16 protein-coding genes and 1 pseudogene are annotated in these 14,185 nt (G+C 67.1%); 5 read left to right on the plus strand and 12 right to left on the minus strand.

All coding sequences use genetic code 11. The annotated features are described in order from the left end of the window. Positions 1-78: 78 nt before the first annotated feature. A pseudogene (locus AC1RSI_RS09040) lies at positions 79-402 on the minus strand (DUF2793 domain-containing protein); the annotation flags it as partial. 144 nt (positions 403-546) lie between these two features. Beyond that, on the minus strand, positions 547-1,008 hold the full coding sequence (locus tag AC1RSI_RS09045) for a DUF4112 domain-containing protein (protein WP_008260778.1): 462 nt from the start codon (positions 1,006-1,008) through the stop codon (positions 547-549). Between the two features lie 69 nt (positions 1,009-1,077). On the opposite strand from AC1RSI_RS09045, the gene AC1RSI_RS09050 reads away from it, so the two are divergent. Further along, positions 1,078-2,031, plus strand: coding sequence for an endonuclease/exonuclease/phosphatase family protein (locus AC1RSI_RS09050; RefSeq protein WP_154726543.1), 954 nt, complete (start codon positions 1,078-1,080; stop codon positions 2,029-2,031). Here the strand turns inward: AC1RSI_RS09050 and AC1RSI_RS09055 are convergent. The 6 genes from AC1RSI_RS09055 to AC1RSI_RS09080 all read right to left on the minus strand — a co-directional run bounded on the left by AC1RSI_RS09055 (position 2,012) and on the right by AC1RSI_RS09080 (position 6,898). Next, the gene (locus AC1RSI_RS09055; protein WP_035308805.1) at positions 2,012-3,217 is read right to left on the minus strand and encodes a CCA tRNA nucleotidyltransferase; all 1,206 of its coding nucleotides are present in this window, start codon (positions 3,215-3,217) and stop codon (positions 2,012-2,014) included. The two genes, AC1RSI_RS09050 and AC1RSI_RS09055, sit on opposite strands and share 20 nt — an antisense overlap. Next, positions 3,214-3,876 carry a CoA pyrophosphatase gene (locus AC1RSI_RS09060; RefSeq protein WP_035308807.1) on the minus strand — a complete coding sequence of 221 codons (663 nt, stop codon included), beginning with the start codon at positions 3,874-3,876 and terminating at the stop codon, positions 3,214-3,216. Before AC1RSI_RS09060 ends, AC1RSI_RS09055 begins: the two co-directional genes overlap by 4 nt. Further along, positions 3,873-4,418: a DUF1285 domain-containing protein gene (locus AC1RSI_RS09065; protein WP_035308810.1), complete on the minus strand. Its 546-nt coding sequence runs from the start codon at positions 4,416-4,418 to the stop codon at positions 3,873-3,875. Before AC1RSI_RS09065 ends, AC1RSI_RS09060 begins: the two co-directional genes overlap by 4 nt. A gap of 50 nt (positions 4,419-4,468) precedes the next feature. Further along, positions 4,469-4,966 carry a GNAT family N-acetyltransferase gene (locus AC1RSI_RS09070; protein WP_035308812.1) on the minus strand — a complete coding sequence of 166 codons (498 nt, stop codon included), beginning with the start codon at positions 4,964-4,966 and terminating at the stop codon, positions 4,469-4,471. Positions 4,967-5,042: 76 nt separating this feature from the next. After that, positions 5,043-5,816 carry an enoyl-CoA hydratase gene (locus tag AC1RSI_RS09075; RefSeq protein WP_035308814.1) on the minus strand — a complete coding sequence of 258 codons (774 nt, stop codon included), beginning with the start codon at positions 5,814-5,816 and terminating at the stop codon, positions 5,043-5,045. After that, a complete protein-coding gene (locus tag AC1RSI_RS09080; protein ID WP_081836193.1) occupies positions 5,813-6,898 on the minus strand; it encodes an MBL fold metallo-hydrolase in 1,086 nt (361 codons plus the stop codon). The genes AC1RSI_RS09075 and AC1RSI_RS09080 overlap by 4 nt, the downstream gene beginning before the upstream one ends. 123 nt (positions 6,899-7,021) lie before the next feature. On the opposite strand from AC1RSI_RS09080, the gene AC1RSI_RS09085 reads away from it, so the two are divergent. The 4 genes from AC1RSI_RS09085 (at position 7,022) to AC1RSI_RS09100 (ending at position 10,362) form a co-directional block, all read left to right on the plus strand. Further along, on the plus strand, positions 7,022-7,954 hold the full coding sequence (locus AC1RSI_RS09085) for a hypothetical protein (RefSeq protein WP_035308817.1): 933 nt from the start codon (positions 7,022-7,024) through the stop codon (positions 7,952-7,954). A gap of 104 nt (positions 7,955-8,058) precedes the next feature. Beyond that, entirely contained in the window at positions 8,059-8,856 is a 798-nt protein-coding gene (xth, locus tag AC1RSI_RS09090; protein ID WP_154726549.1) for an exodeoxyribonuclease III, read from the plus strand. A 3-nt stretch (positions 8,857-8,859) separates the two neighbouring features. Further along, on the plus strand, positions 8,860-9,375 hold the full coding sequence (locus AC1RSI_RS09095; protein WP_154726545.1) for a hypothetical protein: 516 nt from the start codon (positions 8,860-8,862) through the stop codon (positions 9,373-9,375). Between the two features lie 81 nt (positions 9,376-9,456). After that, on the plus strand, positions 9,457-10,362 hold the full coding sequence (locus tag AC1RSI_RS09100; RefSeq protein WP_154726546.1) for a cobalamin biosynthesis protein CbiG: 906 nt from the start codon (positions 9,457-9,459) through the stop codon (positions 10,360-10,362). A gap of 51 nt (positions 10,363-10,413) precedes the next feature. On the opposite strand, the gene AC1RSI_RS09105 is transcribed toward AC1RSI_RS09100, so the two are convergent. The 4 genes from AC1RSI_RS09105 to AC1RSI_RS09120 all read right to left on the minus strand — a co-directional run bounded on the left by AC1RSI_RS09105 (position 10,414) and on the right by AC1RSI_RS09120 (position 14,177). After that, positions 10,414-11,592 (minus strand): carboxynorspermidine decarboxylase, encoded by a 1,179-nt coding sequence (locus tag AC1RSI_RS09105; RefSeq protein WP_230307683.1) that lies wholly within the window; start codon positions 11,590-11,592, stop codon positions 10,414-10,416. Positions 11,593-11,602: 10 nt separating this feature from the next. After that, positions 11,603-12,808 (minus strand): saccharopine dehydrogenase family protein, encoded by a 1,206-nt coding sequence (locus AC1RSI_RS09110; protein ID WP_008259685.1) that lies wholly within the window; start codon positions 12,806-12,808, stop codon positions 11,603-11,605. A gap of 258 nt (positions 12,809-13,066) precedes the next feature. Beyond that, positions 13,067-13,255 carry a hypothetical protein gene (locus AC1RSI_RS09115; protein ID WP_035308827.1) on the minus strand — a complete coding sequence of 63 codons (189 nt, stop codon included), beginning with the start codon at positions 13,253-13,255 and terminating at the stop codon, positions 13,067-13,069. A 67-nt stretch (positions 13,256-13,322) separates the two neighbouring features. Beyond that, positions 13,323-14,177, minus strand: a complete 855-nt coding sequence (locus AC1RSI_RS09120; protein ID WP_050771597.1) for a hypothetical protein — start codon at positions 14,175-14,177, stop codon at positions 13,323-13,325. Positions 14,178-14,185: the final 8 nt, after the last annotated feature.

Below are 14,185 nucleotides of genomic sequence, written 5' to 3' on the forward strand. Positions count from 1 at the left end.
CGCCGTCGTGCCGAGGCCCAACCGCGACAGCCCCTGCATTTCGCCCAGCCGATGTCCCAACGGGCTCCAGCCCTCTTCGCCGCGCACCACCAGGACGGCCGTATCCAGCACCAGGGCGATCGTCCCCACCGGCGCGGCCACGACGCTCCAGCCGCCGCTCTCGAACCGCATCAGGGCGCCGGCGGGCCGGCCGCTCCACGCCGTCCCTGCGGCGCCGTGCGGCAGGATGTAGAGATCGCCGTCGAACGGCGCGGCCGGCTGGGTCGTCAGGGTCCGGCTGACCACCGCCGTCTGCAACAGGGCGTCCAGCCGCGTCAGGGCGGCATTCAGGGTCACATGCTTCTGCATCTGACCGGCTGCGAGATAAGGCAGGGCTAGCCGCGCGGTGAAATCGTCGCTCATCAGGATCTCCGTTGTTGTCGGAGATCAGTCTGAAGGCGCCGCCAGATCAGGCGGGTTGAACGGCGAATTCGTCATTCAACCCACGGTATGAGTTGAAGAAAATCGCCAGAATTAGGTGATCAGGGCGCGGCTTGCGCCCGTAATTCAGTCGTGCAGATAGACGATGCGGCGCAGCTTCTTGTCGTTTCGGACCGTCTCCAAATGACGTTCGTGGTCGCCGCTGGCCCTGGCGTTGGCTTCGGAATCCTCGACCCAGTGGCTGGTCTCGATATCCTTCTGCAGCGCCTTGGCCGCCAACAACTGACCGGGGAAGAAGGTGTCGACCACGTCGCCGGCGATCGGCACCGTGCCTGTCGCCGTATCCACCGCCATATAGGCCGCCATCCGCGCCAGGGTCGCCGGCGACGCCTTGGCGCGTACCGCCTGCATCACCAGCCAGGCCCCGGTTCCGACCGTATAGACCGTACCCACCACCGGGACCCAGGTCAGCAGTCCGTCCATGCCGATGCCGAACGGTCCTATGCCGATCACCCGGTCGGACAGCTTCTTGATCCCCTCGACATTGGACCAGATCTTCTCGATATCCGTGATGGACCGTCTGGCCATGTCGCGCCTCTCCAAGCGTCGCCCTAACGCGGTATAGCCCACACCGTTCACCAAGAAAGGCAATAAGCCATGTCCCTGCTGAAGCCGGCGATCAATGCGGCGGCCAGCCTCGTTCTGATCGGGCTGTCGGGCTTCGGCGTGGCTGGTCTCAGCGGGATCGGCCATCGATGGGTGGACATCCTGGCCCAGTTCACCGCCCCCGTGCTGCTGGCTGCGACGGTGCTGACCCTGGCCTGCCTGGTCCTGCGTCTGTGGCCGGCCTTCGTCGTAGGCGTGCTGGCCGGCCTTGTCCTGCTGGCCGCTGTCTGGCCCCAGTGGATGACGCCCCTTGGCCGTCCTCAACCCGACCAGCCGATAATCCGCCTGTACTCAGCCAATCTCTGGGTGGACAACACCGACGTCGCCGCGATCCGACGATCCATCGTCGACGCCGACGCCGACATCGTCGTTCTGGTCGAGGTCGGAGATGCGCCGGCGGACCGGCTCGACGAGGTTCTGGCCGGCTATCCCAATCGGGCGGTCATGGGCCGCATCGAAGACCCCAGCGGCCGGGCCCTGTCGATCGTCGCCTCGCGCTATCCGATCCAGGGCAAGCTGCCGTCGTTTCGCGACGATCTGGCGGCGATAGGCGCCGTCGTCGAAACGCCGATTGGGGCCGTCAATGTCTTCGGCGTCCACCTGACCCGCCCGTGGCCGTATCAGTATCAATGGGGCCAGATAAACCAGGTCATGGCCCTGACCGCACGACGGGAAAAGGCGGCGCCTCATCCGACCATCGTCGCCGGCGATTTCAACAGCGTGTCCAGCGCCCGGATCGGCCGTCAGATCCAGTCCGACATGAACCTGTCGCCCGCGCCCGGCTTCCCCGGCACCTGGCCCAGCCGCCTGCCCGCCTTCGCCGGCATCACCATCGATCAGGTCTATCGTTCGCCGGACCTGGCCCTGATCAGCCGCCGCATCGGCGAACCGACCGGGTCGGACCACTATCCCGTCGTCACCGAATTCACGCGGGCGAAGCCATAGCGGCCCTCAGCCGCCCCTCATGCCCGTCCGACGGAAAATCATCGGCGATCCAGCCCGCCTCGAAGGCTTTCAGAACGCGGCCCGTCTCCGGCCCGGGCTTCAGCCCCAGCCGCACCAGCTCCCGCCCGCCGACCGGCATTTTCGGCGGCGTCCACTCGGCCGCCAGCCGTCGCAAGGCCGCGCCGTCGCCGCCCGCCGCCTCGGCCCGTGTCAGCCGATCCTCGAAAGCGCCGCGTCCCAGTCGATAGATGGCCGCCCGCGCCTCGGCCTCGGTCATGTCGGGCGCCACGACCGGCCCCTCCGCAACAGCCGCCGCCAGCCGGTCCCGCATCCCGTTCGACAGCCGCAGGCTCCCCGCGATCCTCACGACTGCGCCCTCATCCGCCGGCAACAGGGCTGACAGACGCAGCACCGGATCGCCGGTCAATCCGCACATCGCCTCGAACAGGTTCAACGGCTGCGCGTCGGGCAAGACCTGACCCAGAACGCCCGTCTCGGCCATCGCCCGCACCGTGGATCGCGGATCGCGCGCCGCCAGCAGTTTCAGCAATTCCTTGGACACCCGTTCGGCCGACAGTTGCGCCATCCCGGCCTTCAGCGCCGCGCAGGCCGCTAGCCCGGTCGCATCGGGCTGGCCCCGCCCGTACCAGGCCTGGAACCGGAAGAACCGCAGGATGCGCAGATAGTCCTCGCGGATCCGCGTCTCGGCCTCGCCGACAAAGACGATCCGCCCCTCCGCCGCGTCCGCCAGGCCGCCGCCGGTCGGGTCGAACACCATGCCGGCCGCATCGGCGTACAGGGCGTTCAGGCGGAAGTCCCGCCGCGCCGCGTCCTCGGCCCAGTCCTCGGTGAAGGCCACCACCGCGCGCCGCCCGTCTGTCTCAACGTCCCGGCGCAGGGTGGTGATCTCATAGGGTTTGCGCTCGGACACCCCCGTGACCGTGCCATGCTCCAGTCCGGTCGGCACGACCTTCAGCCCCGCGGCCTGCAAGGCCGCCATCGTCTCTTCGGGCCTCAATCGGGTGGCGATGTCGATGTCGTCCACCGGCTGGCCCAGCAGACTGTTCCGGACGCAGCCGCCGACGAACCGGGCGCAGTCGGGGCCGCCGGCCGCCTGCAAGGCCGCCATGACCGCCCGTGTGGCCTTGGCCTCAAGCCAGGGCTGGCCCCGCATGGACACGGTCATGCCGCATCTTCCTCGGCGGCGACCTCGGGCGCCGGCTCGTCGCCGTACAGTCGGACATGCAGCGCCTTCAGGATCCCGGCCGTCACGCCCCAGATATAGCGTTCCCCCCACGGCATGGCCCAGAACCAGCGCCGCAGTCCCTCGTCCATGTCATAGAAGTCCTGGCGGTGGTTGGCCGCATCCATCAGGAAGTCCCACGGCGTCTCAAACACCTCGGCCACTTCGGCCGGCGCCGGCGTCGTGACCGGCGCCTCGTGCAGCCAGCCGATCACGGGCGTGACCAGAAACCCGGTGCCGGTCTCATAGGCGTCGGACAGGCCCAGCACCTCGACCTTCGCCGGGTTCAGGGCCACCTCCTCGTCCGCCTCGCGCAGCGCCGCCTGGACCGCGTTTTCGCCGGGATCCAGCCGTCCGCCTGGAAAAGCGATCTGCCCCGTATGCCGCACCAGGGTGTCCGCCCGCCGCGTCAGCAGCACCGTCGCGCCCTCGGGCCGCGCCACCACCGGGATCAGCACCGCCGCCGGCCGCAACTCCCGCATCGGCCGCGCCGCCTTGGGGTTCAGGTCGAAGTCGGACCGCGCCGCCAGCCCTTCCGGACGCCAGGCTTCGACCGGGTCCAGCCGCTGGACCAGCCGGTTCCTCAAGGTCGCCAGGGTCACGCCACAGCCCCCAGGGAAAACGCTCGCCCGCCGGACCGCACGACCAGCCGCCCGTCGACCTCCTCGGCCATCTCGACCAGTTCATAAAACACGGAGCGCGTGATCCGCGCCCACAGGTCGCGCCGCACATGCACGCGCGGCGCCGGCTCGCCCGTCTCCGGATCGGTCTCCACCACAATCGCGTCGGCCTCGCCCGCCCGCACCTCGTCGCCGACGTCGGTGGTCAAGATCAGGTCGTCGCCGTCCCGCCGCACCGCCACGGCCCGAAACGGCAGATCCTCGACCGCGATCTTCAACTTCTCGACCGGCGTCACCAGATGATAGCCGTCCGGGTCCTTGCGCAAGACGGTCGAGAACAGCCGCACCAGCGCCTCGCGGCCGATAGGCGATCCCTCGTGCATCCAGACGCCGTCGCGTCGGATGACGATGTCGATCTCGCCGCAGTGTTCGGGGTTCCACAGGTGGACCGGCGGCAGGCCCCGCCCGGGCGCCTGTTTCGCCGCCTCGACGATCGCTTTCAGTCCCGGCTTCTGGTCATCCATGTGCGTCATATCGGACCATGACTTAGGCCCCGCCAAGGCCCCGCGAAAGATCAGCCGATGCGAACAGGCCCGGAGACGGTCTCGACGCCCGTCGCCAGCCACAGCACTCGACGACGATCCACCGGCCCCGGCATCTCGGCTTCGGGCGCGCCGACGAAGCCGAAACGTTCGAAATAGGCCCGGTCGCCGACCAGCAGCACCCCGCCGACCGCCAGGGTCCGCGCTTGGTCTAAACAGGCCTGCACTAGTTCGGCGCCCAGGCCGTCGCTGCGACTGGCGGCGTCCACGGCGATGGGTCCCAGGAACAGACCCGGCGTCTGACCGATCAGGACCGGCCACAGCCGTACCGAACCGACGATGCGGCCGTCCCGGCGCGCGACGAATCCGGCCGCTGGGCGCGAACCCTCGCGCAGTCGCTCCGCCGTCTTGGCGAAACGACCCGGCCCGAAGGCGGCCAGAATCAGGGCCTCCACGCCGTCGGCGTCGGCCGGGATCTCGGCGTCGATACGGCCGGCGACAGCGGCCGTCTGGGCAAGGGCGTGCGACATGGGCGCTCCAGAAAGAGGCGCGCGCACCTAGAACCAAAGCTGCGCCAAATCAAGGCGCAGTCTTGTGACGCTGGCGTCAGCCCAGCTTGGAAAAGTCCGGCGCCCGCTTCTGGGTGAAGGCCATGAAGGCCTCCATGGCTTCAGGACTCTTCATCTGCGAACCGAAGGCCTCGCCCTCGCGTTGCATCAGCGCCCACAGACCCTCGGCGTCGCGCATCAGCCGCTTGGTCTTGCGCAGGGAGTTGGGCGCGCGGGCCGCGACGCGGGCCGCAAGGTCCGCCGCCGTCGCCTCGACCTGATCGGCCGGAACCGCCCGGTTCGCCAGGCCCCAGGCCACGGCCGTCTTGCCGTCCAGCGGCTCGCCCAGGGCGAACATCTCGAACGCCCGCTGATGACCGATCACGGCCGGCAGCAACAGGCTGGACGCCGCCTCGGGCGCCAGGGCCAGGTTGACGAAGGGCACGGACAGCAGGGCGTCCTCGGCCAACACCACCAGGTCGCAGTGCAGCAGCATGGTCAGGCCGATGCCGACCGCCCGGCCCTTCACCGCCGCCACCAGCGGCTTGTCGAGATCGGCCAGCGCCTTCAGGAAGCGGAACACCGACATGTCGAACGGCTTTTCGGTCTGCGACCCGATGGCGATGAAATCGCCGATGTCGTTGCCGGCCGAGAAGCTGTCGCCCTCGGCGCGCAGCAGCAGCACCCGCACCGTATCGTCGGTCCGCGCCTGTTCGACGGCTTCGGACAGGGCCGAATACATGGCCTGGGTGATGGCGTTCTTCTTGTCGGCCCGGTCCAGCGTCAGGGTCAGGACGCCGTCGGCCAGTTGGGTGCGGATATGTTCGCTCACGTCGTTTCCTCGTCCCATTTGACGGCTGTCCACCAGTCGACGCCGTTCTCGTCGCGCGTCCGCTCGGCGCGGCCGCGCTTTTCCAGATAGTTCAGGTGCGCCTGGGCCTCGCCCGTGGCCATGCCCAGCACCCCGTCTCCGACCGCCCGACCGAACACGGCCGGGAAGCCGTCGATCACCCTAGACGGTTGACGCAACGTCCGCTCAAGCCGTTTCAGCGCGACTTCATGCCCGCGTTTCAGCGCGTCCAGCCTGGCGTGAACGCCGTGGAAGGGTTCGCCGTGCGCCGGCAGAACGAATGCGCCCTCGGGCAACAGGTCCCGCAGCTTCGCCAAGGAGTCCATCCAGTCGCCCAAAGGATCGGCTTCAGGCTCGGTCGGCCAGACCGACACGTTCGACGAAATCCGGGGCAGCACCTGGTCTCCGGCGAGGAAGACGTCGTCCGACCGTCGCCACAGGCAGACGTGTTCGGGGCTGTGGCCCGACCCGACCACCACGGTCCAGTCGTCGCCGTCGATCCGGATCACATCCTCGTCCGACAGCCGCAGATAGCTGCGCGGCATCGGCGACACCCCCTTGGCGAAACCGCCGTAGTCCGCACGCCAACGATCGATCTGAGCCTCGCTCCAGCCCGCAGCGCGGAAATAGCGTTCGCCGTCCTCGGGCGCGTCGCCGGCCTCTTCGGCCATCAGCATGCGGGCGGTGACATATTCCAGACGTGACATCAGAAGCGGGGCCCCGCTGCGTTCGCACAACCAGCCCGCCAGGCCGATGTGGTCGGGGTGCATGTGGGTGCAGATCAGCCGGTGGATCGAGCGCGCTTCCAAAGGTCCGGCCAGCGCCGCCTCCCACGCCGCCACGGCGTCCGGCGTTCGCAGTCCCGTATCGACGACCGTCCAGCCGTCGCCGTCACGCAGGACATAGACGTTCACATGGTTCAGTTGAAACGGCAGGGCGAACCGCAACCAGAACACCCCGCGCGCGACCTCGACCGCCACGCCGGGCACGGGCGCATCGGGCATGGGATAGGTCAGGCCTCGTGCCTCCATCCCCTGGTTCAGGGCCGCTGCATCGTCCGCCAAGTGCGTCTCCAATAAAAACGATCAAACCTTAGTCAGGTCTTGCCCATGCCGTCCACAGCCGCCTTGACCCCGCCCGATTAGACCGCCACGAAGCCTTCAGCCGTTCCCAACCGAAGGTGTTCCATGAAAGCCCGCATCGCCGCCGCCCTCGCGGCGCTCCTGTTCAGCGCCATATCGGTCGCTCCTGCCTTCGCGCAACAGCAGCGCGGCCCCGACAACCAGCCTGCCACCGTTGAAGGTTCCTCGCGGGCCTCGGCCTCCCGTCAACGCCGCGAACGCCGACCCGCCGCCCCTACGGCGGAGCAGATCATGGCTTCCGCGCAGGAACAGGCCACACTGGCCAACACCAACTGTCAGGTGACGGAAGCCAAGCTGTTGGGTGAAACGGCGGCAAAGACGTCGGTCTATGAAGTCGCCTGCGCCGTCGGTCCGGGCTTTATGATCGAGTCCAAGACCCCGCCCGAAGCGTCCAACTGCGTTCTCCTGGCCTATTCGGCCGCCGCCCTGCGCGCCCGCGACCCGGCCGCCGACACCGGCCCGCAATGCACCATTCCCGCCAACACCGACACGCAGAAATTCCTTCGCGAATACGCCGTCCAGGCAGGCGTTGCCTGCACGGTCGACGAGGTCAAGGTGCTGGGCAAGGCGAACGACGGCGGCGTCATGTACGAAGCCGGTTGCTCCGACGGGGCCGGCTTCTGGATCAAGCAACTGAACAATACCTGGACCAAGACCCCCTGCATCCAGGTGCTGGCCGAAAACGGAACCTGCGCCTTCACCACCTCGGCCGAGAACGCCGCCCTTGTGAAATCCTATTTCGCGGGTTCGGACGCCGCCTCCTGCGACGTGACCGAAGCCCGTCTGATGGGCCGCAACGCCAACGGCGTCTTCTATGAAGCCAAATGCGCGGCCGGCGACGGCCTCATCGCCCGCTTGAACACCGAGAACGTCGTGCAGCAGGTCTATCCCTGCGCCACCGCTCAGCAGATCGGCGGCGGATGCAAGCTGACGACGGCTCCGGCCGCCGCCCCGGCGCCCGCCGGCGGCCGTCCCTAAGCGACCATCGCAGAACCTACAAAGGGCCGTCGGAGCGATCCGGCGGCCCTTTTGTTTTGCGTCGCCTCTTTTCCGAAACCGTGACGCGCCCTACCGTCGCCGTCATGCGCATCGCCACCTGGAACGTGAACTCGGTCAACGCCCGCCTGCCCACCGTGCTGGCCTGGCTGGAGCAGGCCGCCCCTGACGTCGCCTGCTTCCAGGAAATCAAATGCGTGGACGAGAAATTCCCGCGCGAGGCCTTCGAGAGCCTGGGCTACAACGTCGAGACCCACGGCCAGAAGAGCTATAACGGCGTGGCCATGCTGTCGAAATACCCGCTGTCGGACATCCGACGCGGCCTGCCCGGCGACGAGACCGACGAACAGGCCCGCTATCTGGAAGCCGTTATCGAGGCGCCCCGGCCGCTCCGGGTGGCGTCCATCTATCTGCCCAACGGCAATCCGATCGGGACCGAGAAGTTCGACTACAAGCTGGCCTGGTTCGAGCGGCTGAACCGCCACGCCCGCGACCTCCTGGCCTTCGAAGAGCCCCTGGCCCTGTGCGGCGACTATAACGTCATTCCCGAGCCGGAAGACGCCAAGAACCCGGCCGCCTGGACCGACGACGCCCTGTTCCAGCCCCAGAGCCGCCAGGCCTTCCGCGCCCTGAAGAACCTGGGCCTGGCCGACGCGCACGAGGTCGGCGGAGAGCCGGCCGGGACCTACAGCTTCTGGGACTATCAGGCCGGCGCCTGGCAGAGGAACCACGGCATCCGCATCGACTTCGCCCTGCTGTCGCCCCAGGCGGCGGATCGGTTGCGCGGGATCGAGACCCATCGCGACGCCCGCGACATGGACAAGCCCAGCGACCATGTGCCGGTGGTGGTCGATATCGACCTGTCGGCCGGGACGGAGGTCTGAGCCATGGCCGAGGTCGTGCGGGTGATCCTGCTGATCGCCTTGGCGGCGGCCCTGCTGACGACCCTAGCCCTGGCCCTGTCCTGGTGGATGGAGCCCCCGCGCCGCATCCGCCGCGCCCTTCTGAAGGCCCTGGGCGTCCCGCCCGAGGTCGAGGCCGTTTCGCCGCGCGAGGGGCGGGCCTGCGCCCTGAACTTCGATATCGAACAGGTTGTCGTGCTGTGGGCCAACGGCGCCCACGGCCTGGCCTACGCCTTCGAGGAGGTCGAGGGCGGCGAGATCATCGTCGACGGCCATGTGGTCGCCCGCATCCGGCGCGGCGAGGCGCGCAAGTCGCTGGACGTGCTGGCGCCTGACGCCGAACAGGTGGTGCTGCGGCTGATGTTCGCAGACGCCCGCCATCCGGAGTTCGAACTGGCCCTGTGGGACGCCGCCTTGGCAGGCGAGACCGGCTCGCCTGGCGAGGCGCTGCGGCTGGGCCGACGGTGGCTGTCGCACCTGGAAGCCCTGTTGAAGAGCTGACCGCCCCCCTTCCGATTGGGCGGCGAGAGGTCTAGAACCCCCGCTCATTCCTATCGACACGCCTTTTTACGGGAGGCCGCCTTGGCCCGCCTATTCGACGCCTATGTCGTCGCCGACTGGACCGCCGCCGAAACCAAGAAACTCGGCGACACCTCGCTGTGGATCGGGGTGGCGAAGCGCGACGTGCGGTTCCGCCTCTATACCGAGACGCACAATGTCGCGACCCGGGCCGAGGGCGAGGCCCTGCTGGCCTCGATCCTGGCGGATCACAGGAAGCGCGGCGACCGGGTTCTGGTCGGACTGGACTTCAACTTCGGTTATCCGGCCGGCACGGCCGCGCGGCTGAAGCTGGACGGAACCCCCTGGCAGGCCATGTGGAAGTTCATCGCCGCCAATGTGGTGGACAAGGCCGACAACACGAACAACCGCTACCAGGTGGCGGCCAAGATGAACCGGCTGATGACCGACGAGGCCTGGCCGCTGTGGGGCGCCCCGGCGAAACAGGCGCAGCGCTGGCTGACGACGACCAAGCCGCCCGCAGGCGCGGGCGCCGACATTCCCGAGTTCCGGGCGACCGAGAATGCGGCGCGCAAAGGCAAGCTGCAGCCCAAGAGCGTCTGGCAGATGCACGGCGCCGGCGCCGTGGGCGGCCAGACCCTGGTGGGTATTCCGGCCGTGCGCCGCCTGCTGGAAAGCCTCGGCCCCGCAGGCGCCGTCTGGCCGTTCGGCACGGGCTGGTGCGCCCTGACGCCCGACGACGTCGAGCCCCTGTCGGCGCTGGTGGTCGAGGTCTGGCCGTCGATGTTCGACGGCAAGCCCAACGAGGGCGAGTTCAAGGATCAGGCCCAGGTCCGCTCCACCGCCGAGGCCCTGGCGCAGATGGACGAGGCCGGCGACCTGGCCCAGGCCTTTGGTCCGCCCAAGGACGCCACGCCCGAGCTGATCGCCCAGGTGGAGCAGGAAGAAGGCTGGATTCTGGGGGTCTGAACCTGGAGAAAACCTCGACAAATTCTGGAGAATTTGTCGAGGTTCTATCGGTCAGGACAGGCGGTCGCGGAACTCGGAATAGTCGAATTCGCGGACCAGTTTCAGCGCGTCGGTGTCGCTGTTCCACAGGGCGATGGCCGGCAGCGGCACCCCGTTGAAGGTGTTGGTCTTCACCATCGAATAGTGGGCCTGGTCCAGGAAGGCGATGCGGGTTCCGGCGGTCGGCGCAGTGGTGAAGCCATAGTCGCCGATGATGTCGCCGGCCAGGCAGGAGGGGCCGCCCAGCCGATAGGTCACGCCCGCCTCGGCCTCGTTCAGCATGGCCGGACGGTAGGGCGCCTCAATCACATCCGGCATGTGGCAGGTGGCCGAGATGTCGGTGATGGCGATGTCCATGCCGTTGTGGAAGGTGTCCAGCACCTCGCCCACCAATATGCCGGCGTCCAGCGCAATGGCCTCGCCCGGCTCGATATAGACCTGAAGCCCGTAACGCTCGCCCAGGTCCTTCAGGAAGGCGACCAGACTGTCGATCCGGTAGTCGGCGCGCGTCACATGGTGGCCGCCGCCCAGATTGATCCACTTCAGGTCCGGCAGCAGGGGCGTCAGCTTAGGCTCCACGGCGGCCCAGATCCGCTTCAGCGGCTCGAACCCCTGTTCGCACAGTGCGTGGATGTGCAGGCCGTCGACGCCCTGCAGATGCTCGGGCGTCAGCTGCGACACCGGGAAGCCGAGGCGCGAACCCAGCTGGCAGGGGTCGTATTTGGCGACCTGCCCCTCCGAGTGCTCCGGGTTCAGACGCAGGCCGATGTCGAACGTCTCACCCCCGGCGCGGGCGGCGGCGATCAGGTCGGCGAAACGGGCGATCTGGTCCGGGGCGTTGAAGATGACCGTGTCCGACAGACGCAGGATCTCGGGCAGGTCGGCGGGCTTGTAGGCGGGGGAATAGGTGGTCAGGTGGCCGTGATAGAACTCCCGCGCCAGCCGCGCCTCCCACAGGCCCGAGGCGCAGACGCCGTCGAGGTATTCCCCGACGACGTCGGCCAGCGACCACATGGAGAAGGCCTTCAGGGCCAGCAGGACCCGGGCGTTGCCGCGCGTCCCGACGTCCTGAAGGACCGACAGGTTGCGGCGCACCGCGACCTCGTCGACCACGAAGGCGGGCGACGGGACGCGGTTAAGATCGAACCGGGCGAAGCCGCCCGGTCCGCCGGCCTGGGTCTGCATGACCATGGGCGTATCCTCAGAAGTCCAGCGGAGCGGACAGTTCCTCGACCGTCCACGGCAGGCCGTGCTTGTTCAGCATGTCCATGAAGGGATCGGGATCCAGTTGCTCCATGTTGAACACCCCCTCGCCCTTCCACTGGCCGGTCAGCATCAGGGCCGCGCCGATCATGGCGGGGACGCCGGTGGTGTAGCTGACGGCCTGGTTGCCGGTCTCGGCATAGGCTTCCTGGTGGTCGCAGATGTTCTTGACGTAGACCGTCTTGGCCGCGCCGTCCTTCTGGCCGGTGGCGATCGTGCCGATATTGGTCTTGCCCTTGGTGATCGGGCCCAGCGACGAGGGTTCGGGCAGCAGGGCTTTCAGGAACTCGATCGGGATGATCTCGCGGCCCTGGAACATCATCGGCTCGATCGAGGTCATGCCGATGTTCTCCAGCACTTCCAGGTGCTTGAGATAGGAGTCGCCGAAGGTCATCCAGAAGCGGATGCGCTTGATTTCCGGATAGAATTTGGCCAGCGACTCCAGTTCCTCATGATACATGAGGTACATGTTCTTGGGCCCCACGCCCTCGAAGTCGAAGGTCTGCTTGTGCGACAGGGCCGGACCCTCGACCCACTGGCCGTCGGCCCAGTGACGCGACGGGGCGGTCACTTCGCGCAGATTGATCTCGGGGTTGAAATTGGTCGCGAACGGCAGGCCGGTGTCGCCGCCGTTGCAGTCCAGGATGTCGAGCGTCTCGATCGAATCCAGCAGGTGCTTCTTGGTGTAGGTGGTGAAGACCGAGGTCACGCCGGGGTCGAAGCCCGAGCCCAGCAGGGCCATCAGACCGGCGGCCTTGAAGCGGTCCTGATAGGCCCACTGCCACTTGTATTCGAACTTGGCCTCGTCGCGCGGCTCGTAGTTGGCTGTGTCGAGATAGTTGACCCCGGCGGCCAGGCAGGCGTCCATGATGGCCAGGTCCTGGTACGGCAGGGCCAGGTTGACGACCAGGGCGGGCTTGACCGCCTGGATCAGGGCCGTAGTCGCCGCCACGTCGTCGGCGTCGATCGCCGCCGTGTCGATGGTCACGCCGAAGCGCGACTTGACGGATTCGGCGATGGCGTCGCATTTCGACTTCGTCCGGCTCGCCAGGGTGATGTGCGAGAAAATGTCCGCGTTCATCGCCATCTTGTGGACGGCGACCGAACTGACGCCGCCGGCGCCAATGACCAGCACCCTGCTCATGTGTGCTTCTCCTGAAGACTGAAATGCTCTGGCGACATCGCCGCCCGTATAAAGGGCGGGGCTCTTAGCACGATGATGACAGGACCGCTAATGCGGGGAGATTCATGCCGGATTCGACGTGTTTCTTATATCGTCGCCGTGCTCTTTCTTCGGCATCCTTGGGAGCACCGACGGACAACTGGATAAGGCCGGGGATCGGCAACCATCGGCCCTCGCCAGGCGGTCTGGCGTAACCGTCACGTAAGGCGACGGTCGCCGTTATTTAGTCGCCACCACCTGCTTTCGCGATCTTACAGGCTTGCGGGGGGCAGACTTAGGCTTCGGGCTCTGCACGGGCTCGGTACGGAAGTTGAACGTCGCGCCCACGTGCGGCGAGCGGGCGAGTACCGTCTCCATTTCCCGACGCAGCTTGTCGGAGCGGATGTCGTATTGAACGGTCGTGTTCATCTGGGCTCCTCTCACAAATACCTGCTTAGCAGCAAAACGCTTAACATAATATGGGGATGCGTAGTCGTCACGCCGAGACTTCTAAGTCGGGAAAATCGTCAAACCTCTGCAGCTTGACGCCTTGGACACCGGACAATCTCAGGCGAGCACCGCCAGCCTGATCCGCCCGCCTGTCAAGAGTCTGACGGGGATCAGGAGCGAGGGTCAGGGCAAGCAGTAGCCCGTGATGGTTGGCCGGTAGTGTGAGTGATTCCGCCGCAGCTCCCGGTTCCTTCCAGAGCGCGATCTCACACGGCGGCGACTTGCCCGGCGGCGTCGAACGTCGGATCATACCGAGCGAGGTCACAGTAAGAACCGAGCATCCGGGATCCTCGGCGAGTACGGTGGCATAGCGCCCAGGCCAGCGGCTCTCCCACTGAGGTCCATCCATCAGAAGGCCGACCAACAACGTGGGTCCGACCGCGTTGATGACGGGCATGACCGGGTCGAACCGCGCCAGATCTTCACAGACGAGGGTAGCGATGGTGGCGCCAGGACGGATGACGCTAAAGGCGCAGCTGCGGTTGGAGACGTCGATACATTCCCACCAGTCCCGCTCGGGATTGAGGGCGTAACCGAAGCTATACCGCTTGATCTGGTTCTGCTCGAGCTTCCAGCGATGGTGTTTGGGCTGACGCCAGCGATGGGCCATTTCTCCGCCAAAATAGCGCACGGTGTAGGCGCAGTTGCGCTCCCTGCCGTCGGCGTCATGGTCGAGGATGCCAGCGATGAACAGTTCAAGCTCGACATGTCGCGCTCCGAGCGCAGCCGCCACTTGTTCGATCGTCTCGCCGGCGAGCGCCAACTCGGGAAGCACGACAGCGTGCACCGTTCCGCTTTCGCGCTCAGCCTCAACGATCATCGCCGACAGAAACGCGACCACCGTGTCCG

The sequence above is a fragment of the Brevundimonas sp. GW821-FHT10E09 genome (genome assembly GCF_058809375.1).

Bases quoted from the DNA above. Each gene is read 5' to 3' on its own strand.
- AC1RSI_RS09045 (WP_008260778.1), bottom strand. From the start codon at position 1,008: ATGGCCAGACGGTCCATCACGGATATCGAGAAGATCTGGTCCAATGTC.
- AC1RSI_RS09050 (WP_154726543.1), top strand. From the start codon at position 1,078: ATGTCCCTGCTGAAGCCGGCGATCAATGCGGCGGCCAGCCTCGTTCTG.
- AC1RSI_RS09055 (WP_035308805.1), bottom strand. From the start codon at position 3,217: ATGACCGTGTCCATGCGGGGCCAGCCCTGGCTTGAGGCCAAGGCCACA.
- AC1RSI_RS09065 (WP_035308810.1), bottom strand. From the start codon at position 4,418: ATGGATGACCAGAAGCCGGGACTGAAAGCGATCGTCGAGGCGGCGAAA.
- AC1RSI_RS09070 (WP_035308812.1), bottom strand. From the start codon at position 4,966: ATGTCGCACGCCCTTGCCCAGACGGCCGCTGTCGCCGGCCGTATCGAC.
- AC1RSI_RS09085 (WP_035308817.1), top strand. From the start codon at position 7,022: ATGAAAGCCCGCATCGCCGCCGCCCTCGCGGCGCTCCTGTTCAGCGCC.
- xth (WP_154726549.1), top strand. From the start codon at position 8,059: ATGCGCATCGCCACCTGGAACGTGAACTCGGTCAACGCCCGCCTGCCC.
- AC1RSI_RS09095 (WP_154726545.1), top strand. From the start codon at position 8,860: ATGGCCGAGGTCGTGCGGGTGATCCTGCTGATCGCCTTGGCGGCGGCC.
- AC1RSI_RS09105 (WP_230307683.1), bottom strand. From the start codon at position 11,592: ATGGTCATGCAGACCCAGGCCGGCGGACCGGGCGGCTTCGCCCGGTTC.
- AC1RSI_RS09110 (WP_008259685.1), bottom strand. From the start codon at position 12,808: ATGAGCAGGGTGCTGGTCATTGGCGCCGGCGGCGTCAGTTCGGTCGCC.
- AC1RSI_RS09115 (WP_035308827.1), bottom strand. From the start codon at position 13,255: ATGAACACGACCGTTCAATACGACATCCGCTCCGACAAGCTGCGTCGG.